Source organism: Pseudomonas sp. FA117 (assembly GCF_057370475.1).
This window is the reverse complement of record NZ_CM170675.1, coordinates 1,874,142-1,897,813: the sequence shown is the minus strand read 5'-3', so window position 1 is coordinate 1,897,813 and position 23,672 is coordinate 1,874,142. Positions and strand designations below refer to the sequence as shown.

21 protein-coding genes and 1 other RNA gene are annotated in these 23,672 nt (G+C 64.9%); 10 read left to right on the top strand and 12 right to left on the bottom strand.

Going from position 1 to position 23,672, the window contains the following annotated elements:
- Positions 1–11: 11 nt before the first annotated feature.
- Positions 12–452, bottom strand: coding sequence for a GlcG/HbpS family heme-binding protein (locus AC1TXO_RS08925; protein ID WP_486405967.1), 441 nt, complete (start codon positions 450–452; stop codon positions 12–14).
- A 256-nt stretch (positions 453–708) separates the two neighbouring features.
- On the opposite strand from AC1TXO_RS08925, the gene gcl reads away from it, so the two are divergent.
- The 8 genes from gcl to AC1TXO_RS08885 all read left to right on the top strand — a co-directional run bounded on the left by gcl (position 709) and on the right by AC1TXO_RS08885 (position 10,272).
- Positions 709–2,484: a glyoxylate carboligase gene (gene gcl / locus AC1TXO_RS08920; protein WP_486405966.1), complete on the top strand. Its 1,776-nt coding sequence runs from the start codon at positions 709–711 to the stop codon at positions 2,482–2,484.
- Positions 2,485–2,538: 54 nt separating this feature from the next.
- Entirely contained in the window at positions 2,539–3,321 is a 783-nt protein-coding gene (hyi, locus tag AC1TXO_RS08915; RefSeq protein WP_486405965.1) for a hydroxypyruvate isomerase, read from the top strand.
- Between the two features lie 152 nt (positions 3,322–3,473).
- Positions 3,474–4,367 (top strand): 2-hydroxy-3-oxopropionate reductase, encoded by an 894-nt coding sequence (locus tag AC1TXO_RS08910; protein WP_486405964.1) that lies wholly within the window; start codon positions 3,474–3,476, stop codon positions 4,365–4,367.
- A 240-nt stretch (positions 4,368–4,607) separates the two neighbouring features.
- A complete protein-coding gene (locus AC1TXO_RS08905) occupies positions 4,608–5,882 on the top strand; it encodes a glycerate kinase type-2 family protein (protein WP_486405963.1) in 1,275 nt (424 codons plus the stop codon).
- Positions 5,879–7,294 carry a pyruvate kinase gene (gene pyk / locus AC1TXO_RS08900; RefSeq protein WP_486405962.1) on the top strand — a complete coding sequence of 472 codons (1,416 nt, stop codon included), beginning with the start codon at positions 5,879–5,881 and terminating at the stop codon, positions 7,292–7,294. The genes AC1TXO_RS08905 and pyk overlap by 4 nt, the downstream gene beginning before the upstream one ends.
- A 128-nt stretch (positions 7,295–7,422) precedes the next feature.
- Complete coding sequence (locus AC1TXO_RS08895) at positions 7,423–8,298, top strand: urea transporter (protein ID WP_486405961.1); 876 nt, start codon at positions 7,423–7,425, stop codon at positions 8,296–8,298.
- 45 nt (positions 8,299–8,343) lie between these two features.
- Positions 8,344–9,180: an ion transporter gene (locus AC1TXO_RS08890; RefSeq protein ID WP_486405960.1), complete on the top strand. Its 837-nt coding sequence runs from the start codon at positions 8,344–8,346 to the stop codon at positions 9,178–9,180.
- A 93-nt stretch (positions 9,181–9,273) separates the two neighbouring features.
- Complete coding sequence (locus AC1TXO_RS08885) at positions 9,274–10,272, top strand: sulfate ABC transporter substrate-binding protein (RefSeq protein ID WP_486405959.1); 999 nt, start codon at positions 9,274–9,276, stop codon at positions 10,270–10,272.
- 81 nt (positions 10,273–10,353) lie between these two features.
- Here the strand turns inward: AC1TXO_RS08885 and recR are convergent, their stop codons facing one another.
- From recR to dnaX, 3 genes are all read right to left on the bottom strand, one after another.
- Positions 10,354–10,956 carry a recombination mediator RecR gene (recR, locus tag AC1TXO_RS08880; protein WP_054893641.1) on the bottom strand — a complete coding sequence of 201 codons (603 nt, stop codon included), beginning with the start codon at positions 10,954–10,956 and terminating at the stop codon, positions 10,354–10,356.
- A gap of 83 nt (positions 10,957–11,039) precedes the next feature.
- Positions 11,040–11,375 carry a YbaB/EbfC family nucleoid-associated protein gene (locus tag AC1TXO_RS08875; RefSeq protein ID WP_486405958.1) on the bottom strand — a complete coding sequence of 112 codons (336 nt, stop codon included), beginning with the start codon at positions 11,373–11,375 and terminating at the stop codon, positions 11,040–11,042.
- Between the two features lie 64 nt (positions 11,376–11,439).
- Positions 11,440–13,500, bottom strand: a complete 2,061-nt coding sequence (gene dnaX / locus AC1TXO_RS08870) for a DNA polymerase III subunit gamma/tau (protein ID WP_486405957.1) — start codon at positions 13,498–13,500, stop codon at positions 11,440–11,442.
- A gap of 132 nt (positions 13,501–13,632) precedes the next feature.
- Between dnaX and AC1TXO_RS08865 the strand changes: the two genes are divergently transcribed.
- Positions 13,633–14,400, top strand: coding sequence for a substrate-binding periplasmic protein (locus tag AC1TXO_RS08865; RefSeq protein WP_486405956.1), 768 nt, complete (start codon positions 13,633–13,635; stop codon positions 14,398–14,400).
- Here AC1TXO_RS08865 and AC1TXO_RS08860 read toward each other — a convergent pair.
- The 5 genes from AC1TXO_RS08860 to AC1TXO_RS08840 form a co-directional block, all read right to left on the bottom strand.
- Complete coding sequence (locus tag AC1TXO_RS08860; RefSeq protein ID WP_486405955.1) at positions 14,394–16,334, bottom strand: DEAD/DEAH box helicase; 1,941 nt, start codon at positions 16,332–16,334, stop codon at positions 14,394–14,396. The genes AC1TXO_RS08865 and AC1TXO_RS08860 overlap by 7 nt on opposite strands.
- A gap of 9 nt (positions 16,335–16,343) precedes the next feature.
- Positions 16,344–16,754, bottom strand: a complete 411-nt coding sequence (locus tag AC1TXO_RS08855; RefSeq protein ID WP_486405954.1) for a hypothetical protein — start codon at positions 16,752–16,754, stop codon at positions 16,344–16,346.
- Positions 16,755–16,842: 88 nt separating this feature from the next.
- Complete coding sequence (locus AC1TXO_RS08850; protein ID WP_486405953.1) at positions 16,843–17,463, bottom strand: SH3 domain-containing protein; 621 nt, start codon at positions 17,461–17,463, stop codon at positions 16,843–16,845.
- A gap of 1 nt (position 17,464) precedes the next feature.
- Positions 17,465–18,511: an N-acetylmuramidase family protein gene (locus AC1TXO_RS08845; RefSeq protein WP_486405952.1), complete on the bottom strand. Its 1,047-nt coding sequence runs from the start codon at positions 18,509–18,511 to the stop codon at positions 17,465–17,467.
- Positions 18,512–18,672: 161 nt separating this feature from the next.
- Complete coding sequence (locus tag AC1TXO_RS08840; protein ID WP_486405951.1) at positions 18,673–19,098, bottom strand: DoxX family protein; 426 nt, start codon at positions 19,096–19,098, stop codon at positions 18,673–18,675.
- Positions 19,099–19,215: 117 nt separating this feature from the next.
- Between AC1TXO_RS08840 and AC1TXO_RS08835 the strand changes: the two genes are divergently transcribed.
- A complete protein-coding gene (locus AC1TXO_RS08835) occupies positions 19,216–19,824 on the top strand; it encodes a TetR/AcrR family transcriptional regulator (protein ID WP_486405950.1) in 609 nt (202 codons plus the stop codon).
- 85 nt (positions 19,825–19,909) lie between these two features.
- Here AC1TXO_RS08835 and ffs read toward each other — a convergent pair.
- The 3 genes from ffs to zipA form a co-directional block, all read right to left on the bottom strand.
- Positions 19,910–20,006, bottom strand: an RNA gene (gene ffs, locus AC1TXO_RS08830) — signal recognition particle sRNA small type.
- Positions 20,007–20,198: 192 nt separating this feature from the next.
- A complete protein-coding gene (gene ligA, locus AC1TXO_RS08825; RefSeq protein WP_486405949.1) occupies positions 20,199–22,529 on the bottom strand; it encodes an NAD-dependent DNA ligase LigA in 2,331 nt (776 codons plus the stop codon).
- Between the two features lie 205 nt (positions 22,530–22,734).
- On the bottom strand, positions 22,735–23,616 hold the full coding sequence (gene zipA / locus AC1TXO_RS08820; protein ID WP_486405948.1) for a cell division protein ZipA: 882 nt from the start codon (positions 23,614–23,616) through the stop codon (positions 22,735–22,737).
- Positions 23,617–23,672 lie beyond the last annotated feature (56 nt).

Here is a 23,672-nt window from a genome sequence, read left to right as displayed (position 1 = left end):
CGACCTGCCCGTCAGGCCGCCACCCCTGCGTCTGCAGTCAGCCCGACTGCTTCGATCGCACTGATCGCACACTGCTCGTCGATATCCGACGTATCCCCGCTGATCCCCAGCGCGCCCAGTACCCTGCCATCCTGAGCGCGCACCAGCACGCCACCGGGCACCGGCACCACCGGGCGCTCGCCCAGACCATTCAATGCGGCATAGAAGCCCGGGCGCTGTTGCGAGTCCAGCGCCAGCAGGCGCGAGCCCTTGCCCAGCGCCACGGCGCCCCAGGCCTTGCCTATCGCCACCTGCGGGCGCAGCAGGCTGGCACCGTCTTCACGCTGCAACGCCAGCAGATGACCGCCGGCATCGAGCACCGCCACCGTCAGCGGTGCGGCGTCGATCTTGCGCCCGGCGGCCAGAGCGGCGGCGACCAGGCTGTTGGCGACTTTCAGGGTCAATGCGTTCATGGAAAGGTCCTCTTCTTGTTGTGAGAAGCCCTGAGGGCAGTTGAAAACCGATGAACCAATAGAACACAACAAGACGATTTTTTGTATACAATATTTTTGAACCATCGTGCACGATCAGACGAAATGCCGTTTTCATCGGCTTTCTCGGCAAAGAAAATGGAGCCGATGAAAATGCATTGACCTGAGCCGCCGAGCATGAATACACTTTGGCGCAAAGCAAGTTGTATACAATTACAAAATCGATGAGGCACAAATCATGAGCAAAATGAGAGCAATCGATGCAGCCGTTCTGGTCATGCGCCGTGAAGGCGTAGAGACGGCATTCGGCATTCCCGGGGCTGCCATCAACCCGCTGTACTCGGCCCTGAAGAAAGTCGGTGGTATCGATCACGTCCTCGCTCGCCACGTCGAAGGTGCCTCGCACATGGCCGAGGGCTACACCCGCGCCAACCCGGGCAACATCGGTGTGTGCATCGGCACCTCCGGCCCTGCCGGCACCGACATGGTCACCGGCCTGTACAGCGCCTCGGCCGATTCCATCCCGATTCTCTGCATCACCGGCCAGGCGCCCCGCGCCCGTCTGCACAAGGAAGACTTCCAGGCCGTCGACATCACCAGCATCGTCAAGCCGGTGACCAAGTGGGCCACCACCGTGCTCGAGCCGGGCCAGGTGCCCTACGCCTTCCAGAAGGCCTTCCACGAAATGCGCAGCGGCCGCCCTGGCCCGGTGCTGATCGACCTGCCGTTCGACGTGCAGATGGCCGAGATCGAATTCGACATCGACGCCTACGAGCCGCTGCCGGTGCACAAGCCGCAGGCCAGCCGCATCCAGGCCGAAAAAGCCCTGGCCCTGCTCAACGACGCCGAACGCCCGCTGCTGGTCGCAGGCGGCGGCATCATCAACGCCGACGCCAGCGACAAGCTGGTGGAGTTCGCCGAGCTGACCGGCGTGCCGGTGATCCCGACCCTGATGGGCTGGGGCACCATCCCGGACGATCACGCGCTGATGGTCGGCATGGTCGGCCTGCAGACCTCGCACCGCTACGGCAACGCCACGCTGCTCAAGTCCGACCTGGTGTTCGGCATCGGCAACCGCTGGGCCAACCGCCACACCGGCTCGGTCGATGTCTACACCGAAGGCCGCAAGTTCGTACACGTCGATATCGAACCGACCCAGATCGGCCGTGTGTTCACCCCGGACCTGGGTATCGTTTCCGACGCCGGTGCCGCGCTGGATGCCTTCCTGGAAGTGGCCCGCGAATGGAAAGCCGCCGGCAAGCTCAAGTGCCGCAAGGCCTGGCTGGAAGACTGCCAGCAGCGCAAGGCCAGCCTGCAGCGCAAGACCCACTTCGACAACGTGCCGGTCAAGCCGCAGCGTGTGTATGAAGAGATGAACCAGGTGTTCGGCAAGGATACCTGCTACGTCAGCACCATCGGCCTGTCGCAGATCGCCGGCGCGCAGTTCCTGCACGTCTACAAGCCGCGTCACTGGATCAACTGCGGCCAGGCCGGCCCGCTGGGCTGGACCATCCCTGCAGCACTCGGTGTGGTCAAGGCCGATCCGAAGCGCAAGGTGGTCGCGCTGTCGGGCGACTACGACTTCCAGTTCATGATCGAGGAACTGGCCGTCGGTGCGCAGTTCAACCTGCCCTACGTCCACGTCCTGGTGAACAACGCCTACCTCGGCCTGATCCGCCAGGCACAGCGTGGCTTCGACATGGATTACTGTGTACAACTGGCGTTCGAGAACATCAACGCCACCGAAGCCGGCAACTATGGCGTGGATCACGTCGCCGTGGTCGAAGGCCTGGGCTGCAAGGCGCTGCGCGTGTTCGAACCGGGCCAGATCGCTCCTGCCCTGCTCAAGGCGCAGAAGATGGCCGAGGAGTTCCGCGTACCGGTGGTGGTCGAGGTGATTCTCGAGCGCGTCACCAACATTTCCATGGGTACCGAGATCAACGCGGTCAACGAGTTCGAAGACCTCGCCCTGGTCGGCAACGACGCGCCGACCGCCATCTCGATGCTCGACTGATTGCCGACGCCCCCGCGCAGGCTGCCGGGGGCTTTCATCTGCAAGGAGACCACCATGCCTCGCTTCGCTGCCAACCTGTCCATGCTGTTCACCGAACAGGACTTCCTGGCCCGCTTCAAGGCCGCCGCCGACGCCGGCTTCAGCGGTGTCGAATACCTCTTCCCGTACGATTTCAGCGCCAGCGAGATCAAGCAGCAGCTCGAGGCCCACGGCCTCACCCAGGTGCTGTTCAACCTGCCCGCAGGCGACTGGAGCAAAGGTGAGCGCGGCATCACCTGCCACCCGGACCGCATCGAGGAATTCCGCGCCGGCGTCGACAAGGCCATCGAGTACGCCAAGGTGCTGGGCAACACCCAGGTCAACGCCCTGGCCGGCATTCGCCCGCAGGACGCCGACTGCGCCAGCGTGCGCAAGACCTTCGTCGACAACCTGCGCTATGCCGCCGACAAGCTCCAGGCCGCCGGGATCCGCCTGGTCATGGAGATGATCAACACCCGCGACATCCCCGGCTTCTACCTGAACACCACCGCCCAGGCCCTGGAGATCCAGGCCGAGGTCGGCAGCGCCAACCTGTTCCTGCAGTACGACATCTACCACATGCAGATCATGGAAGGTGACCTGGCACGGACCATGGAAACCCACCTCAAGCAGATCAACCACATCCAGCTCGCCGACAACCCTGGCCGCCACGAGCCGGGCACCGGCGAGATCAACTACCGCTTCCTGTTCGAGCACCTGGACCGCATCGGCTACCAGGGCTGGGTGGGGGCGGAGTACAAGCCCAGGACCACCACCGAGGCGGGCCTGGGCTGGCTGAAAACCCATAACGCGGTCTAACGAACGCTTCGCCCCTGTGGGAGCGGGCTTGTCCCGCGATGGCGCCCGCCAGGACACCTCCGTCGCCTGACCTGCCGCATTCGCGGGCAAGCCCACTCCCACAGGGCGCTCAGTTCGCTTGAGATATCACAAATACAAAGAGGCACATTCTCATGGCTAAAATCGGTTTCATCGGCACCGGCATCATGGGCAAGCCCATGGCCCAGAACCTGCAGAAGGCAGGTCACAGCCTGTTCGTCTCCACCCACCACGACGCTGCGCCTGCCGAGCTGATCGCCGCAGGTGCGGTGGCCCTGGCCAACCCGAAGGAAGTGGCCCAGGAAGCCGAGTTCATCATCGTCATGGTCCCCGACACTCCACAGGTCGAGAGTGTGCTGTTCGGTGAGAACGGCGTCGCGGAAGGTGTCGGCCCGAACAAGGTGGTGATCGACATGAGCTCGATCTCGCCGACCGCCACCAAGGCCTTCGCCGAGAAGATCAAGGCCACCGGCGCCGCCTACCTGGACGCCCCGGTCTCGGGTGGTGAAGTCGGCGCCAAGGCCGCGACCCTGAGCATCATGGTCGGTGGCTGCCCGAAAGCTTTCGAGCGCGCCCTGCCACTGTTCGAAGCCATGGGCAAGAACATCACCCGCGTCGGCGGCAACGGCGATGGCCAGACCGCCAAGGTCGCCAACCAGATCATCGTCGCCCTGAATATCCAGGCCGTCAGCGAAGCGCTGCTGTTCGCCGCCAAGAACGGCGCGGATCCGGCCAAGGTGCGCGAAGCGCTGATGGGTGGCTTCGCCTCGTCGAAAATCCTCGAAGTGCATGCCGAGCGCATGATCAAGGGCACCTTCGACCCGGGCTTCCGCATCAACCTGCACCAGAAGGACCTGAACCTGGCCCTGCAGGGCGCCAAGGAACTGGGCATCAACCTGCCCAACACCTCCAATGCCCAACAGGTGTTCAACACCTGCCAGGCCCTGGGTGGCGGCAACTGGGACCACTCGGCGCTGATCAAGGGGCTGGAGCACATGGCCAACTTCTCGATTCGCGACGAAAAGTAATTTGTAAGCCTTACCGGCCTCTTCGCGGGCAAGCCCGCTCCTACGAGGGATCCACATTCCCTGAGGACTGCGCTAACCCTGTAGGAGCGGGCTTGCCCGCGAACAAGCCAACACCGCTGAACCTGCGACCACAGGCTCAGGGGTAACCCGAGCAACACCCGCCCCTGGTCCGGCCTGCACGGAGGCAGTTCCAGGGGCGTTTTCGATTCTGCAGAACAACAAGAATTTTGGGAGCCTGCCATGTCGGTCGATCCACAGAAACTCCTGCGCGAACTGTTCGACACAGCCATCGCCGCCGCCCACCCACGCCAGGTCCTCGAACCTCATCTGCCCGCCGACCGCAGCGGTCGGGTGATCGTCATCGGCGCCGGCAAGGCCGCAGCTGCCATGGCCGAGGTGGTCGAGAAAAGCTGGCAGGGCGAGGTCTCGGGCCTGGTCGTCACCCGCTACGGCCATGGCGCCAACTGCCAGAAGATCGAGGTGGTCGAAGCCGCCCACCCGGTCCCCGATGCCGCCGGCCTGGCCGTGGCCAAGCGCGTGCTGCAACTGGTCAGCAACCTCGAAGAACACGACCGCGTCATCTTCCTGCTCTCCGGCGGCGGCTCGGCCCTGCTGGCACTGCCCGCCGACGGCCTGACCCTGGCCGACAAGCAGCAGATCAACAAGGCACTGCTCAAGTCCGGCGCCACCATCGGCGAGATGAACTGCGTGCGCAAGCACCTCTCGGCAATCAAGGGCGGCCGCCTGGCCAAGGCCTGCTGGCCGGCCACCGTCTACACCTACGCCATATCCGACGTGCCGGGCGACCTGGCGACCGTCATCGCCTCCGGCCCGACCGTGGCCGACCCCAGCACCTCGGCCGATGCCCTGGCGATCCTCAAGCGCTACAACATCGAGGCGCCCAAGGCAGTCATCGACTGGCTGAACAACCCGGCATCGGAAACCGTCAAGGCCGATGACCCGGCCCTGGCGCGCAGCCACTTCACACTGATCGCCAAGCCCCAGCAGTCGCTGGAGGCCGCTGCGGTGAAAGCCCGCCAGGCCGGTTTCAGCCCGCTGATCCTCGGCGACCTTGAAGGTGAATCGCGCGAAGTGGCCAAGGTGCACGCCGGCATTACCCGCCAGGTGGTGCTGCATGGCCAGCCGCTCAAGGCCCCCTGCGTGATCCTGTCCGGCGGCGAGACCACGGTCACCGTACGCGGCAATGGCCGTGGCGGGCGCAACGCCGAGTTCCTGCTCAGCCTCACCGAAAGCCTCAAGGGCCTGCCCGGCGTGTACGCCCTGGCCGGCGACACCGACGGCATCGATGGCTCGGAGGAAAACGCCGGCGCCCTGATGACCCCGGACAGCTACGCCCGCGCCCAGGCCCTGGGGCTGTCGGCCAGTGACGAGCTGGACGACAACAACGGCTACGGCTACTTCGCCGCACTCGATGCGCTGATCGTCACCGAGCCGACCCGCACCAACGTCAACGACTTCCGCGCCATCCTGATCCTCGAGACTTCGCAATCATGACGCCCGATAAAAAAGTGAAAATCCTCGCCACCCTGGGGCCGGCGATCAACGGCATCGATGACATCCGCCAGCTGGTCGAGGCCGGGGTGAACATCTTCCGCCTCAACTTCAGCCACGGCGAACACGCCGACCACGCCCTGCGCTACCAGTGGATCCGTGAAGTCGAGCAGCAACTGAACTACCCGCTGGGCATCCTCATGGACCTGCAAGGCCCGAAACTGCGGGTCGGCCGATTTGCCGAAGGCAAGGTGCAACTGCAGCGCGGCCAGGCCCTGCGCCTGGACCTGGACAAGACCCCGGGCGACAGCCGCCGGGTCAACCTGCCGCACCCGGAAATCATCGCTGCACTGGAGCCGGGCATGGACCTGCTGCTCGACGACGGCAAGCTGCGCCTGCGGGTGACGGCCCGCCATGCGGACGCCATCGACACCGAGGTGCTGGCCGGTGGCGAGCTGTCCGACCGCAAGGGCGTCAACGTGCCGCAGGCGGTGCTGGACCTCTCCCCGCTCACCGAAAAGGACCGACGCGACCTGGCGTTCGGCCTGGAACTGGGCGTGGACTGGGTGGCGCTGTCGTTCGTCCAGCGCCCTGAAGACATCGTCGAGGCGCGCCAACTGATCGGCGACCGCGCCTACCTGATGGCCAAGATCGAGAAGCCCTCGGCGGTGGAGCAGTTGCAGGCCATCGCCGAGCTGTCCGACGCGATCATGGTCGCGCGCGGCGACCTGGGCGTCGAGGTGCCGGCCGAAAGCGTGCCGCAGATCCAGAAACGCATCATCGGCACCTGCCGCCAGCTCGGCAAGCCGGTGGTGGTGGCCACGCAGATGCTCGAATCGATGCGCTTCTCCCCGGCACCGACCCGCGCCGAAGTCACCGACGTGGCCAATGCCGTGGCCGAGGGCGCCGATGCGGTGATGCTGTCGGCCGAGACCGCCTCCGGTGACTACCCGCTGGAAGCGGTGCAGATGATGAGCAAGATCATCCGCCAGGTGGAGAACGGCCCGGACTACCAGGCGCAGCTCGACGTCGGCCGGCCCAAGGCCGAGGCCACCGTATCGGATGCCATCAGCTGCGCGATCCGGCGCATCAGCGGCATCCTGCCGGTGGCGGTGCTGGTCAACTACAGCGAGTCCGGCGCCTCGACCCTGCGCACCGCCCGCGAACGCCCACGCGCACCGATCCTCAACCTGACGCCGAACCTCAGGACCGCGCGACGCCTGAGCGTCACCTGGGGCGTGCATTCGGTGGTCAACGACCGCCTGCGCCAGGTCGACGAGATCTGCTCGACCGCGCTGGAGATCGCCCAGGCCCAAGGTATGGCCAGCCGTGGCGACACCCTGCTGATCACTGCAGGGGTACCGTTCGGCAAGCCGGGAAGCACCAACACCTTGCGCATTGAAACCTTGATCTAGAGTTTGCGGGAGCCCTTTTGCAGGAGCGTGGGCTTGCCCGCTCCTGCAAAAGCGCAAAACCCAATCCCATGGCGCACAACAGAGGCCCGAAGAGGCCCAGCGCCTTTCACTCACCTGGCCGCCTGCCCATGTACACGAAGAATTTCGTCAACCCGTGCCCCGACTGGGCCACGGCGCTGCTCAACGGCTTCAGCCAGGTATTGCTGCTGCGCGACCCCCTGTGCGGGCTGTGCTGCCTGCTGGCAATCCTGCTCACCGCACCCGATCTGGTCGGCGGGGCGCTGCTCGGCGCACTGGCCGGCCTGTTGACCGCACAGCGGCGCGGCTATGAACGCGCCGACCGCCAGGCCGGATTGTACTGCTACAACGGCGTGCTGATCGGCCTGCTGATCTGCGCGGTGCTGCCTTGGTCGGCGATCCTGCCGCCACTGATCATCGCCGCCGGTGGCCTGTCGAGCATCCTCACCCACCAGTGGCGCAAGCGCGGCGGCACCTTGCTGGTGGCCTACACCGCGCCCTTCGTGCTGCTCGGCTGGGCGCTGCTGCTGGTCATCGAGCCGGGCACCACTGACCTGGTCGAAGCCAGCCATGTGCACGGCGTGCTACGCGGGGTCGGCCAGGTGTTCCTGCTCGATGCGCCGCTGGCTGGGTTGCTGATCGCCACAGGGCTGTTCATCGCCCACCCCTACGCTGCGTGCTGGGCCTTGCTCGGTTCGGCAATCGGCGGCGGTGCCGCGCTGCTGGCCGACCAGGCGCCCGCCGCCTGGATGGGCCTGTACGGCTTCAACACGACCCTGGCCGCGCTGGCCTTCAGCCGCCACGGCGAACGCCCGTGGGTGACCCTGCTGGCCATCGCCCTGGCCTTGCTGCTGCAGGCCTTGTCCAACTTCTGGCCGCTGCCGGCGCTGACCTCGCCCTTCGTCCTGGCCTGCTGGCTGCTGCACCTGGGCAGCCACCTCGCCCGCCGTGGGCAGCAGCGCAGCGCGCAACGCTTGCACGGCTGAGGGGCAGGCCCTAGGCTCATCGGCAACGCCTAACGGAACACGCCCATGGACACCCCTTCGAGCCTGCGCGAGCGGCTCTATGTCATCGTCTTCCAGACCGACACGGTCGCCGGAAGACGCTTCGACAAGATACTCCTGCTGATCATCCTCGCCAGCCTGGTCACCGTCATCCTCGACAGCATCGACGATGTGCACCGCAACTACTCCGGCCTGCTGGCAGGCATCGAGTGGGGCTTCACGGCGATCTTCCTCGGCGAATACCTGACCCGCCTGTACTGCTCGCCCAAGCCGCTGCGCTACGCGTTCAGCTTCTACGGCCTGGTCGACCTTCTGGCGATCGTGCCGGGCATCATCGCCCTGTACTACAGCGACGCCCAGTACCTGCTGATCATCCGGGTGATCCGCATGCTGCGGATCTTCCGCGTGCTCAAGCTCAGCCCCTATCTCAAGCAGGCGCACTACCTGCTCGAGGCGCTGCGTGGCAGCAAGCAGAAGATCATCGTGTTCCTGGTCAGCGTCTCGACCCTGGTCACGGTGTTCGGCACGCTGATGTACGTGATCGAAGGCCCCGAGCATGGCTTCACCAGCATCCCCAAGGGCATCTACTGGGCCATCGTCACCCTGACCACAGTCGGCTTCGGCGACATCGTGCCCAAGACGCCGCTGGGCCAGGTGCTGTCGTCGATGGTGATGATCATCGGTTACTCGATCATCGCCGTGCCCACCGGGATCTTCACCGCCGAACTGGCCAATGCCATGCGCGGCGAACAGCTGCGTCACGATTGCCCGACCTGTGCCAAGCAGACCCATGAGCCGACCGCGGCATTCTGTTCGCGCTGCGGCAATGCGCTGTTTCCGAAGGCTATGAGCGAGCAGGCATAAGCAAAGTCTGTTTTGATCTTTAATGGCTCAAGAACCAAAGGTTATAGTTACTGGCACATTGCCAAACTTTCACTCACAACAAGGAATGCCCCTGTGAAAAAACTCTTCAGCGCCTCGCTGCTGGCCGCAGGCCTGGCCCTGGGCAACCTGGCCCAGGCCGCGCCGACCCTGCTCAACGTTTCCTACGACGTGATGCGCGATTTCTACAAGGACTACAACCCGGCGTTCCAGAAGCACTGGGAAGAAGAGCACAAGGAAAAGGTCAATGTGCAGATGTCCTTCGGCGGCTCGAGCAAGCAGGCGCGCGCGGTGATCGACGGCCTGCCGGCCGATGTCATCACCATGAACATGGCTACCGATATCAATGCCCTGGTCGACAACGGCAAGCTGGTGCCGGACAACTGGGTCAGCCGCCTGCCGAACAACAGCGCGCCGTTCACCTCGGCCACCGTGTTCATCGTGCGCAAGGGCAACCCCAAAGCGCTGAAAGACTGGCCTGACCTGCTCAAGGATGGCGTGCAGGTGATCGTGCCCAACCCCAAGACCTCGGGTAACGGCCGCTACACCTACCTCTCGGCCTGGGGCTACGTGCTCAAGCAGGGCGGCGACGAAACCAAGGCACGCGAGTTCGTCGGCAAGCTGTTCAAGCAGGCTCCGGTGCTCGACACCGGCGGTCGTGCGGCCACCACCACCTTCATGACCAACCAGATCGGCGACGTGCTGGTAACCTTCGAGAACGAAGCCGAGATGATCGCCCGCGAGTTCGGCCGCGATCAGTTCGAAGTGGTCTACCCGAGCGTGTCGGCAGAAGCCGAGCCGCCGGTGAGCGTGGTCGACAAGGTGGTGGACAGGAAGCAGACCCGCGCCGTGGCCGAGGAATACCTGAAGTACCTGTGGTCGCCGACAGCCCAGGAAATCGCCGCGCAGAACTACCTGCGCCCGCGTGATGCCACGGTTCTGGCCAAGTACACCGACCGCTTCCCGAAAGTCGACTTCCTCTCGGTGGAGAAGACCTTCGGCGACTGGCGCACCGTACAGAAGACCCACTTCAACGACGGTGGCGTGTTCGACCAGATCTACACCGACAAGTAACCGCCAGGGGCACAAGGCCGCGCCCAGCATTCCTGTGGCAGCGGCCTGGTGCCGCGATGGGCCGCAACGCGGCCCCAAGCCTTACAGCGAAATCGGCCGCCGTCCGGCAAAGGCATGCGCCAGCGTGCCGCCATCCACCAGTTCCAGCTCCCCACCCAGCGGCACGCCATGGGCGATCCGCGAGGCAGTCAGGCCCTTCTCGGCCAGCAGCTGGGCGATGTAGTGCGCTGTCGCCTCGCCTTCCACCGTGGGGTTGGTCGCCAGGATCACCTCGCTGAAGGTGCCCTGCTCCTCGATCCGCGCCATCAGTTGCGGAATCCCGATCGCCTCCGGGCCCAGGCCGTCGAGCGGCGACAGGTGGCCCTTGAGCACGAAGTAGCGACCGCGGTAGCCGGTCTGCTCCACCGCGTACACGTCCATCGGCCCTTCCACCACGCACAGCTGGGTGTCGTCGCGGCGCGGGTCGGCGCATTGCGGGCACAGCTCCTGCTCGGTCAGGGTGCGGCACTGGCGGCAGTGGCCGACGCCTTCCATGGCCTGGCTCAGGGCCTGGGCCAGGCGCGTGCCGCCGCTGCGGTCACGCTCGAGCAGCTGCAGGGCCATGCGCTGGGCGGTTTTCTGGCCAACACCGGGAAGCACGCGCAGGGCATCGATCAGTTGGCGGATCAGGGGGCTGAAACTCATGTAGGCAGGCCTGTCAGTGGTACAGAATGAAGAAGGGAGCAGCGATCAGCCGATCGTGCTCCCTGTGTGCCGCAGACGCTCGGTCAGAACGGCATCTTGAAGCCGGGCGGCAGCTGCATGCCGGCGGTCATGCTGCCCATCTTGTCCTGGCTGTTCTGCTCGATCTTGCGCACGGCGTCGTTCAGCGCGGCGGCGATCAGGTCTTCGAGCACTTCCTTGTCGTCCGGGTCGGTGGTCATCAGGCTGGCGTCGATGTTGACGCGCTTGACGTCGTGACGACCGGTCATCACCACGCTGACCAGGCCTGCACCGGACTGGCCGGTGACTTCCGCGTTGGCCAGCTCTTCCTGCATCTTGGCCATTTTTTCCTGCATCTGCTGAGCCTGCTTCATCAGGCCGGCCATGCCACCTTTCATCATGGGGAAAATCCTCGATTGGTTCGTGTGTGCGGCCGACACGGGGCCGGGCGCAGGGGTGTTCGCTTCACTGCCCGGGGCTGGCCAGGGCGGTCTCTACAGGTTCGATTGTATCGTGTCGGACCCGGGCACCGAACTGCTTGATCATCTGCTGGATGAGCGGGTCCTGCTCGATCGACACTTCGGCATCGTGCTGGCGCTCGGCACGCTTGCGTGCCGCGGCCTGGGCCGGGGTTTCCTGCTCGGGGCGGATCAGCTCGATCTGCAGGCGCAGGGTGCGCCCCAGGTGCTGGTTCAGCGCCTCGTTCAGGCGTCGTTGCTGGGTGGAGTTGAACAACGCCCCCTGCCCCGGATCCAGGTGCAGCAGCCAGTCGTCGCCTTCGGCGCTGATCAGCGTGCAGTTTGCCGCGATGTTGCCTGTCATGCCGGACACAGGCAACTGCGGGAATAATTCCAGCCATTGCAGGGCCAGGCCCGTGGCCGGCTGTGCGGCAGGCAGCGGCTCGGGCGCAGCGACCGGCTCGGCTTCCTGGACATGCTCGGCCAGCTCGTCGAGATAGCTGAACCCGGCCGGATCGGCTTCCGGCGCGTAGTAGGCGTCGTCCGGGGCATCGTCGTCGCGCTCCATGCCGACCGAGGCATAGGCCGACGGGTCGAATGGCGGCTCGTCGTAGTCCGGCTGGCCACCCTGGGGCTCAGCGGCAGCGACCACAGCTGCCGGGGCTGGGGCAGGCGCGGCGAGCGCAGGGGCAGGCTCCTCCCATGGCAAGTCGGTGACCTCTTCCTGCTCAGGCGAGGCAGCCTGCACAGGCTCGGGCGCTGGAGCAGGCTCGGGCTCAGGCACCGCAACCGCAGCGACCGGCTCGGCGACAGGTGCCTGCTCGATCACAGGCGCAGGCACGGGCGGCGCAACCGGCGCAGGCGCCGGGGCGGCAACCGATGGCTCGACGGGCGCTGGCGCAACGGCCACCGGCTTGGCTGGATCAGCTGTGGCCTGGCTGATCCCCACCGGCTTTAGCACAGGCGTCGGTGCGTCATCGGTGTCGGCCGGGCGGAACGCCAGCATGCGCAGCAGGACCATTTCGAAGCCGCCACGCGGATCCGGTGCCAGCGGCAGGTCGCGCCTGCCGATCAGGCCCATCTGGTAATAGAACTGCACATCTTCGGCGGGCAGCGCGCCCGCCAGCGCCAGCACCTTGTCGCGATCGCCCTGGCCGTTGTCCACAGCTTCCGGCAGGGCCTGGGCGATGGCCACTCGGTGCAGCACGTTGAGCATCTCGGAAAGCACGCCGTTCCAGTCCGGCCCCTGCTCGGCGAGGTCGCGCACGGCCTCGAGCAATGCCCGGGCATCGCCTTCGAGCAGCGCCTGGAGCACGCCATACACCTGGCCGTGGTCCAGCGTGCCGAGCATCGCCCGCACGTCCGCGGCCAGTACCTTGCCCTCCCCGAAGGCGATGGCCTGGTCGGTCAGGCTCATGGCGTCGCGCATCGAGCCGTCGGCCGCACGGCCGAGCAGCCACAGGGCATCTTCCTCGAACGGCACGTTCTCGGCGCCGAGCACGTGCGAGAGGTGTTCGACCACCCGCTCCGGGCTCATGTTCTTCAGCGAGAACTGCAGGCAGCGCGAGAGGATGGTCGCCGGCAGTTTCTGCGGGTCGGTGGTGGCGAGGATGAATTTGACGTAGGGTGGCGGCTCTTCCAGCGTCTTGAGCAAGGCGTTGAAGGAGTGGGTCGAGAGCATGTGCACTTCGTCGATCAGGTAGACCTTGAAGCGACCGCGGCTCGGCGCGTACTGCACGTTGTCGAGCAGTTCGCGGGTATCCTCGACCTTGGTGCGGCTGGCGGCGTCGATCTCGATCAGGTCGACGAAACGGCCTTCGTCGATTTCCCGACACACCGAACAGGTGCCGCAGGGCGTGGAGGTGATACCCGTTTCGCAGTTCAGGCACTTGGCGATGATCCGCGCGATGGTGGTCTTGCCGACCCCGCGGGTGCCGGTGAACAGGTAGGCGTGATGCAGCCGCTGGTTGTCCAGGGCGTTGATCAATGCCTTGAGCACATGGGTCTGGCCTACCATCTCGCGGAACGAGCGCGGGCGCCATTTACGTGCAAGAACCTGATAACTCATCAAAAAACCATCGCAGCCTGATCGAGCGGAAGATCGCTAATGCTAGCGGAGCGAGGGCAAAATTGCACCCTGCCCGGCTCGTCCGGACATTACCGGCTAGCGGTGAACATTCGAAGTCCAAGGAGGATAGACGTGCGGCGACTTCTCGCCATCCTGTTGCTGTGCAGTTCCAGCGGCCTGGCCGCGCAGCCGGTGCTGCGCTTTTCCGTGGCCGAGAGCTGGAGCATGCCGCTGATGCGCACCGAAGACGAGGTGCCGGTGGAAGGCATTCTCTTCGACCTGATGCAGGCGCTGGCCCGCGAGGCGCAGGTGCAGCCGCAATACCACGTGATGGCGCGCCTGCGCCTGGAGCAGGCCATGCTCGAGGGCGACATCGACGTGCGCTGCTACGTGGCCAGCGACTGGCTCGCTGAGCGGCCCGACGCATTCATCTGGAGCGTACCGCTGTTCCGCCAGCGCGACCTGCTGGTCGGACGCGCCGGTGATGCCCTGCCAGGCGGTCTGGCGCAACTGCCTGCACAGGCCATCGGCACGGTGCTGGGCTACACCTACCCTGCCCTCGATCCGCTGTTCGCGCAGCACGTGCTGCGCCGCGAAGACAGCCGCAACCAGGACCTGGCCCTGCAGAAACTGCAGGCCAGCCGCTACCGCTACGCGGTGAGCAACCAGTTGTCGCTGCAATGGTTCAACCGCCAGCAACCCCGGGAGCAGCGCCTGCGCCCGCTGGTGGTGCTGGAGGAACAGGACCTGGGGTGCCTGGTGCGCAACGACCCGGCGGTCCCGGCGCAGCGCCTGCTGCGGGCGCTGGTACGGATGAAGCAGTCCGGGGAAATCGAGCGCATCGTCGAACGCCATACCCAGCCGCCTGCCGCACAAGCGGCGGCGCCGACCGCTCAGTAGCCGTGCGACTCGCGGAATTTCTGGCCCTTGTGGTAGGCCACCCACTCGTCCACATCGTACGGCAGGTAGAGATGGCGACGCGCCCGTGACAGCGCGATGTACACCGAGCACACGCGGCTGTCGAAGGCGTAGGCGTCCTGGAACGGGTTCAGGGCCATCAGTTCCTGGGTCAGCAGCACATGGTCGAACTCCTGGCCCCCGGCATCCTGCGCCGGCATCAGCAGCAGGCTGCCGGGCTCGGCGCAGAGCCGCGCCGTCAGGCTGTTGAGTTCGGCGATCCGCAGGCCCTCCTGCAGCCGTGCCTCGACCCACAGGAATGACTCGTCGAAGCGACTATCCGCCTGCACCTGACGCCAGTCCGACGCGTGGGCGAAGTAGGCGTGCGTGTCCTGGCCATCGCTGCCGGCACCGTAGAGGTCGGCGCGGAACAGGCGCACGGCGCTGTGCATGAAGCGGGTCATCCCGGCGTTGTCGGAAAAACCCACCCGGCACTGGTTGCCGGCCAGTTGCATGGCCCATTTCATCGAGTCCCATGGCGAGGCGGTGAGCACCACGCAGCCCGCCGGCGGGACGAAGTCCAGGGGGTAGTACTCGATGCCGACATCCACGCTGCCAGCGCCTTCGAAGGCCAGCTTGGACTTCTGCGAATGCACGCCGATCAGCGGATTGATCAGCCGCTCCACCTTCGGTCCGCAGCGCACCGAGAACACGATGTCACGCTGGCGCACCTGCGGGCTGCGCCGCAGCCCGGGGCCATCGGCGCGCTGGTATTCGTCGCCCAGGGTGATCAGCACCTGACGGCCACGCTCGATGATCTGCAACAGCGGGCCGGGCATGTCCTGGCTCTCGTCGACGATCACATAGCTGTAGCGGCCTGGCACGCCAAGGCCGGCGAGGCTGGCGCGCTTGAGCAGGAGCAGGGTCGGGAAGCCGGTCTGGCGGTCCCAGGCGGGGTTGTCCTGCAGATAGGTCCACAGGCGGCTGGCATATTCGAGCAGCACCTGGGCATCGACGCGCGCCAGCGCCTGGCCGAAGTGCGGCAGGTGGCGCGCCGCCAGGCTGTGATCGCGGGATTCGCAGTAGCTCTTCAGCACTTCGAGGCAGATATCCAGGGCCTTCTCACCGTCGTAGTGACGAAAGCCGAGGATATTCAGGGTCTCGGCCAGCGCGCGCCGGGTCGGCAGGCGGGCCGCTGAGCGCGCGGGCTGGCGGGCCTGGCTGCTCGGCAGCGCCTGGACGAACTCTGCAAACGTCTTGCCGGCCTTGGAGCCCATCCCGATACGGCGGCGCAAGGCCTCGAGCTTGCCGGGCGTGCGCGCCAGCACCAGCACTCGCCCCTTGGGCAGGCAATCGATCAGCGCGCCGAGCAGGTAGCTCTTGCCGATGCCGGCATAGCCCTGCACGTGCAGGTCCTCGTCGGGGTTGGCGCGCAGCACGCGCAGCAGCTTGTCCTGCTCGCCGGTCAGCCAGCGCTCCTTGTCCACCCCGGTGATGGCCTGCTGGCTGAACGGGTTATGGCGCTGATGGCGCAAGGACCTGAAGCCTGTGTCCCAGGTGCCGTCCTCGAGCAGGTACTCGCGCCCGGCCACTTCGTCGGCACCCAGCAACTGCAGGCGCGAGCCCTTGATCACTTCGAGGCCGAAATACAGCTTGCGCGCATCGAACAACCGCCGCGCCTCGGACCCAAGCCCCACACCCGGCGAGTGCGGGCCGTGGACCGACCAGTGCAGCAGCCTGGCCAGCAGCTTTTCCGCCGCCCCCGGGTCGAGCACCTGCTCGCGCGCCTGGGACAGGTTCTGGATGACCAGCAGCGCGGCCAGCTCCGGGTCGCTCAAGCCGTCGAGGGCGGACACATCCTCGAGCAGGCCCTGGCACACCTCGAGGGTGACCGGAAGAAATACGGCGTCGGCGAAATCGTAATGTTCAGGTTGCATACGCGCAGGTCATTCGTCGGGATCGGGGTTGGCTTCGAGTTCATAGGCATAGGCACCCAGCGAGCCGGACATGCCGCCCGGATAGACCCGCCGCGCCGCATCCAGCGAAAGAGCATCAGCCTCCAGCGCACCGTCGAGCTCATGCAGCGCCAGCTCCAGCAGCTTGCGCAGGTCCTGGGCATTGCGCGCCGAGACACTCAGGCGAAAATCCAGGCCCGGGGCCTGCTCGGCCGGTTCGTCGGTAGCGCTCGCCGGCGTGGCTTCGCCGAGGATGCGTTCGTGTTCCTCTTCCATCTGGTCGAGGACTTGCGACAGTTCCAGGGTGCGCTCGGGGTGCGAGGCCATCTGGTCCTTGATCTCCAGGCGGCGCGCTTGCCAGTCGCGGATGCGCTGGCGGGTCAGATCGTCAACCTGATCCATGCTGATGACCTCTCTCAGGAATGGGTGGGCTGCGAGAGGCGCATCATAAGCCTGTTTGCCGATAAATGCAGGTGCGGCGGGCTCGTATTCAGCCCTTGGGCGCGACCAGGCGGCTGTATTGATCCTGGCTGATCCAGCCGGTGAACGCACGGTCGTTCTGGTTGATGAACTCGACCTTGGCCCAGCCGTCCTTGAACGCCAGCACGCCGACCACATCGCCCTTGACGATATAGGGCCGCTTGCTCGCGCTGCTGCCCGCCTGCTTGCGCAGGTAGGCCTTGTCGGCCGTGACCGTCAGCAGCGCGATCCAGGGTTTTTCTGCAGAGCGGCTGAGTTCGAGCCCGGTGGCGATTTCCGGCATCAGTACACTGACGCAGCCGGGATGCTCACGGCCTCGCGCCACGGTAAGGGAGACGCCGTCGCCCGTGGCCGCCAGGCTGCCGGGCAAGGCCTGGTCTTCCCAGGTGGTGAGCGCAACCGCCCCGTCGCCCTTGATCTGCCCCTTGAGGTAGAAGGTGCAATGCCTGACCACATCCTCGCCCAGGGCCTCGGAATAGTAGCCCTCCACCTGGTGATCCGGCGTGACCGCCAGCATCAGCGTGTCGTACTGCCCTGGCTTCAATGCCCCGGCACCTGCATGAACGGACGACAACAATCCCAGCAATACGCTGGCCAGGACCGTCAGTCGGCGAGAACAATTCTTTGTCATGTCACCTCTTCCCTTCAAGTGCTTCGTAAGCCTTCTTGATACGCACGTCATAGTCGCCGTAGTCCTTGCCGTTGTAACTGGCGGCCATGCCGGCGTAGTCCTTGTTCTTCGCGGCCTTGATGAACGCCGGGTTCTTGCTGCAGAAACCGAGGAAGGCCTTGAGTTGCTGTCCGGCATTGAGCTTCATTGCCGCGACGAATTCGAACACATTGGCATGCCCGCAATCGGCGAAGTTGAAACCCATGATCTGGAACATGCCCCAGGACGCCGACTTCAATGCCGCTTCCTGATCCAGCCCGAATGCGGTGGCCATGGTTTCCCAGGCCTTGGTCTGGTCCTTGTTGTTGGTTTGCCACTGCGGGCCGGCTTTCTTCTTGTACTTGTACGAGAGCAGCGGGTGGGTCTGGTCGTACTTGTGCCTGGTATAGCGCTGGAAGTGATGCCCCTCGAAGGCGATCACCGGCAGCTTCGCCGGGCCGAAGCCGGAACGGCCGCCCGACTCCACAGTGGCGAAGGCCTTGATCAGGTTGGCTGAAATCCCGTTGCCCAATTGAGTCGCGGCGTTCTGGAAGTCGCTGTCGCTGAGGGTCATGCCACCATCGCAGGTGACCTGCAGCACCATCTGCCGATTACGCCGCTCGGCCTCGATCACCGCGCGCATGCGGTCCAGGTAGTGGTTGACCGTGGCCTGCACCTGGGCGTTGCCATTGTTGGCGAAGACGTTGATGAAGCTCGGCAGGCGCAGTGCCGAGCTCAATTTCACCGGCACACGCACGGCCTCTTCGATCAGGCTGTTGAATGTGCGCCCAGCAGGATCCACCACACCGTCCGGATGGGCGTATTTGAGATGACGGAACTGGTACTGGCTGATGCGCTGCACCAACTGGCCGTCGCAACGGCCATTTTCCGGCAGCGGAAAACCCAGTCGGGGAATGATCAGGTTGAACAGGTACTGGATGCACTGAACATCGGCGGGCAAGTTTCGGGCTTTACCCGGCGTGCCGACCGAAGCACTCAAAAGACTCGGCAAACCCTGCAGGCTTTTCATTCGATGCATCCTTGCGCGTTAGCGAAGTGATATCACTTCAATATCATTCGAAGTGCCACAGTCATATTTTGAAATATATGGCTGGCGCAAACTAGCAAGGCGATTTTGCGTTGTCCAGAAGGTGACTCAGAAGCTGTGAAACAGTTACCGCCATAGTTGCATCAACTGGCACTCGCAATTGCAGCGATCAACAACCCGCCGCAAAGCGCCAAGTGCTCCAGGGCGATCTGCATGTCCGCTGTTCGCTTGGGCTCATCGAAACGCCAGAACGGGTGGCCCAGGGGGATACAGAGCAAGGTGAAGCCCGCCAGCACGAGCGCGCCCAGCCAGGCCAGCCCGCCAGGGTTGCCGATCAACAGCAGCGAACCGACCAGTTGCGTCACGATCATCGCCAGCGCCAGCACTTTCGGCGCCGGCAAGGAGGCGGCGACCACCTCCTTCACCACCGAAGAAAAATTGAAAACACCGAAGATGCCGGCGATGAGAAAGAACGACGCCAATACGACCCGCGCGATCACCAACAGCACCGGGCTTGCCAGCACCGCACCTGCCAATTCATTCATTTCGATCTCCTGGGAAAGCGGCAATGAGCGGTAATTCTCATTACCATGCGCGACGAATGCTATCCCATGACGTGGTAATTTGAAATACCACCTCGACTCAGGTCATCATGGCGCCTGGAAAACCGATGAACGAGTACACCCATGTCGACCCCCGCCCCCGTCAACGACCGTGCTGGAGAAATGCTCAAAGCGGCTACCGATCTATTTCTGGAGAAGGGCTTTGCGGGCGTTTCGATCGACGCGATCATGTCGCGCGCCGGAGGCTCGAAGCGCGATCTCTATAACGCCTTCGGCGACAAGGAAGGCTTGTTTCGCGTGGTCATCGCACGCATCTGCGGCGACATCATGACGCCGCTGCGCGCCATCCCCGCGCACGGCACCACCCTTGAACAGGCGCTGCAGTCCTTCGCCAGGACGTTCCTGACCTTCCTCCTCACCCCACGAGTGATCGCGCTGCAGCGTCTGGTGATGAGCGAAGCCCTGCGCTACCCGGACTTCGCCAGAGCCTTCGTGCAACTGGGGCCCGAGGCCGCTTACGAAACGCTGGAGCAACTGCTGCGCCAGCGGCCAGAGCATGACCAGCTGGTGATGACTTCAACCCGGGTGTGTGCGGCGGTGTTCTGTGATTCGCTGGTGGCGGACCTGCAGTTTCGCGCGGTGGCGGGCATCGAAGTCAGCGCGCAGGATATCGAGCAGCGGGTGGAGACGGCTGTCTCGGTGTTTTTGAAAGGGGTGATGCCACAGGCGTGAGGGTATCGCTCTGTCGTACGCCGGAAGGCGGCAGAGTGATTACACGATTGCTGGAAGCGGGAAGGGACTTTCAGAATGGAGGCGGCCCCACCAGCCACACCCCGGCACTCGATGTTCCCGCTGTGGCTGCTCCCTTCCGGGCCTGACCAGGTTAACGGGTAATCAATGCGGGGGGACCGGTGGGGCCACCATAACGCAGCTCATCAGGTGACGAGCCGCGCCATTGTACCGTTACGGGGGGAAGTTACAACCTTTGAAGGTAAAAAAACCATCATTTCTCAAGGACTTGTCCTTCACCCGGAAGGTTTTGGGTGTTTTTGCGGGCGCTTTCGCGGGCAAGCCCGCTCCTACAAGGGCGAGGCCGGCACTGAACATCAGACCGTGATGCCCTGCCCCGCCAGGAACGCCACGAAGGCCTCTTCGTCCAGCACCTTGACCCCCAGCTCACTGGCCTTGGCCAGCTTCGACCCGGCGCCGGGGCCGGCGACCACGCAGTGAGTCTTGCCGGACACCGAACCGGCCACTTTGGCGCCGAGGCTTTCCAGCTTGTCCTTGGCGATATCGCGGCTCATGCGCTCCAGGGTGCCGGTCAGCACCCAGGTTTGCCCGGCCAGGGGCAGGCCTTCGGTGCTTTTCTTCTCGCTGTGCCAGTGCATGCCAAAGGCCTTGAGCTGGGCCTCGATGGCGTGGGCGAGCTGCTGGTTGGCCTCGACCTTGAAGAACTCGCGCACAGCGTCGGCCTGCTTGGTGTTCAGCGCCTGGCGCAGGTCGATGCCGTCGGCGGCGATGATCTTGTCGAGGGTGCCGAGCTTGTCCACCAGCTTCTCGGCGCCGGTCGGGCCGACCGAGGGGATGTCGAGCTTGGCGATCATCCCGGCCAGGGTGGTGCTGGCAGCGAATTCCGCAGCCAGTTCGCCCTGGTCCTGCAACTGCATGCCGCTGTCGAGCAACTGCTGGATGACTTCGCGGTTGTGCGCGTCCTCGAAGAAGTTGTGGATCTCGTAGGCGACTTCCAGGCCGATGTCCGGCAGGTAGGTGAGCACCTGCGGCAGCGCCACCTGTACTCGCTCCAGGCTGCCCAGGGAGCGGGCCAGGACCTTGGCGGTCTCCTCGCCCACATCGGGGATGCCCAGGGCGAAGATGAAGCGCGCCAGCGTCGGGCGCTTGCTGGCCTCGATGGCCTCGAGCAGCTTGCGGCTGGACACTTCCGCGAAGCCCTCCAGCTCGACGACCTGCTCGAACTGCAGCTTGTACAGGTCTGCCGGCGAGCCGATCAGGCCCTCGTCGACCAGTTGCTCCACGCTTTTCTCACCCAGGCCGTCGATGTCCATCGCCCGGCGCGACACGTAGTGAATGATCGCCTGCTTGAGCTGGGCACCACAGGCAAGGCGCCCGACGCAGCGATACACCGCGCCTTCGCTGGTGGTCTCCTTGCCCTTGCTGCGCTTGACCAACTGCGTGCGCTCGACCTGCGAGCCACACACGGGGCAGGCGGTGGGCACTTCGACCGGGCGGGCGTCTTCGGGGCGGCGCTCGAGCACCACCTGCATCACCTGCGGGATCACGTCACCGGCGCGGCGCACGATCACCGTGTCGCCGATGCGCAGGCCCAGGCGGGCGATCTCGTCCATGTTGTGCAGGGTGGCGTTGGAGACCGTCACCCCGGCCACCTTGACCGGCTTGAGGCGGGCGACCGGCGTCACCGCGCCGGTGCGGCCGACCTGGAACTCGACGTCCAGCACCTCGGTGAGCTCTTCCATGGCCGGGAACTTGTGGGCAATCGCCCAACGCGGCTCACGCGCACGAAAACCCAGTTCGCGCTGGGCTGCCAGCGGGTTGACCTTGAACACCACCCCGTCGATCTCGTAGGGCAGATCGTTACGTCGGGCACCGATGTCCTGGTAATAGGCCAGGCATTCTTCGATGCCGGCCGCGTGCCTGAGCTCGGGGCTGATCGGCATGCCCCAGACCTTGAGCTGCTCGAGGATGCCGATGTGGCTGTCGCCGATGCTGGCAGAGGTCTGGCCGACGCCGTAGCAGCAGAATTCCAGCGGGCGGCTGGCGGTGATCTTCGAATCCAGTTGACGCAAGCTGCCGGCCGCAGCGTTGCGCGGGTTGGCGAAGGTCTTGCCGCCGGCCTCGGCCTGGGCGGCATTGAGCCGCTCGAAACCGGCCTTGCTCATGTACACCTCACCGCGCACCTCGAGCACTGCGGGCCAGCCGCTGCCGTGCAGCTTCAGCGGCACGTTGCGGATGGTGCGCACATTGGTGCTGATGTCTTCGCCGGTGGTGCCGTCGCCACGGGTGGCGCCCTGCACCAACTGGCCGTCGCGGTACAGCAGGCTCACCGCCAAGCCGTCGAGCTTGGGTTCGCAGCTGTAGTCGACCGCCTCGGCCTGGTCGAGCCCTTCGGCCACACGCCGCCCGAACTCGCGCAGGTCGGCTTCTTCGAAGGCGTTGCCCAGGCTGAGCATGGGGATCTCGTGACGCACCTGGGTGAAAGCGGCCAGGGCTGCGCCACCGACGCGCTGGGTCGGCGAATCGGGGGTGATCAGGTGTGGATGCTCGGCTTCCAGGGCCTTGAGCTCGTTGAACAGCCGGTCGTATTCGGCGTCGGGCACGCTCGGTTCGTCCAGCACGTAGTAGCGGTAGTTGTGCTGGTCGAGCTCGGCGCGCAGTTCGTGGATTCGGTTTTCGGCGTTCATTTTTCAGGTCTCTTGCAAAGCAAAAGAGCAGCCTGGAGATGCATGGGGTTCGGAAGCTTTATTGAATGTGCCGGCCCTTCGCGGACCAACCCGCTCCTGTACAGGGGGCGCCTGCAGGAGCGGGTTGGCCCGCGAAGGGCCGGCACAGGCAACAACTCCCGAACCGACCGGCAATCCCCAAGGGCTGCTCTTGAGTCTGGATCTATCAGCGCTTCTGGGTCAGCGCGCGGCGCTCAAACTCGACGATGCGCTGGCGATAGTGCTCGATGGTCTGGGCGGTCAGCACGCTGCGCTGATCGTCCTTGAGCTCGCCGTTGAGTTCGTGGGCCAGCTTGCGTGCGGCGGCAACCATGACGTCGAAGGCCTGCTTGGGATGACGCGGGCCGGGCAGGCCAAGGAAGAAGCTGACCGCACGGGTGCTGAAATGGTCGATGTCATCCAGGTCGAAGATGCCCGGCTTGACCGCGTTGGCCATGGAGAACAGCACCTCGCCGTGACCGGCCATGCTCTCGTGGCGGTGGAAGATGTCCATTTCGCCGAAACGCAGGCCGCTTTCCAGAATGTTCTGCAGCAACGCAGGGCCCTTGAACCCACCTTCGTCACGGGAGATGACGCTGATCACCAGCACCTCTTCGACCGGGGGCAACTCCTTGGCGGCGTTGTTGCTGGTGGCGAAACCGCTGTTGCGGTTGTTGTCGGCGCTGAAGTCGTCATCGCTGTCGGCGAACAGGTCCGGCTCTCGCGGTTCGGCAACCAGATTCAGGTCGCCCTGCTGCGACTCGGCGGCAGCAGCACGCTTGCCACGCTTGGGCGCCTTGGCCGGCTTTGGCTCGCGCTCACGGGCCGGCGCGCTCATCGACGGCAGGTCGGACTCGTCGAGCTCGGGCTCCTTGTGCGTTTCCATGACGCGCGCAGGGCCGAGCACCTCGGCGCTGCCTTCGTCGTCCGGAAGGTTGGAATAGCTGCGATCCAGACGGAATTTCAACTTGCCCTTGCCGCCGCGCATGCGGCGCCAGCCGTCGAAAAGAATACCGGCGATGACAATGATGCCGATGACGATCAGCCACTCGCGCAGACCGATTTCCATGTAATCCCGTGCCTCTATAAAAATATGCTTGAAAACAAAGGCTTCAAAGCCCTTTA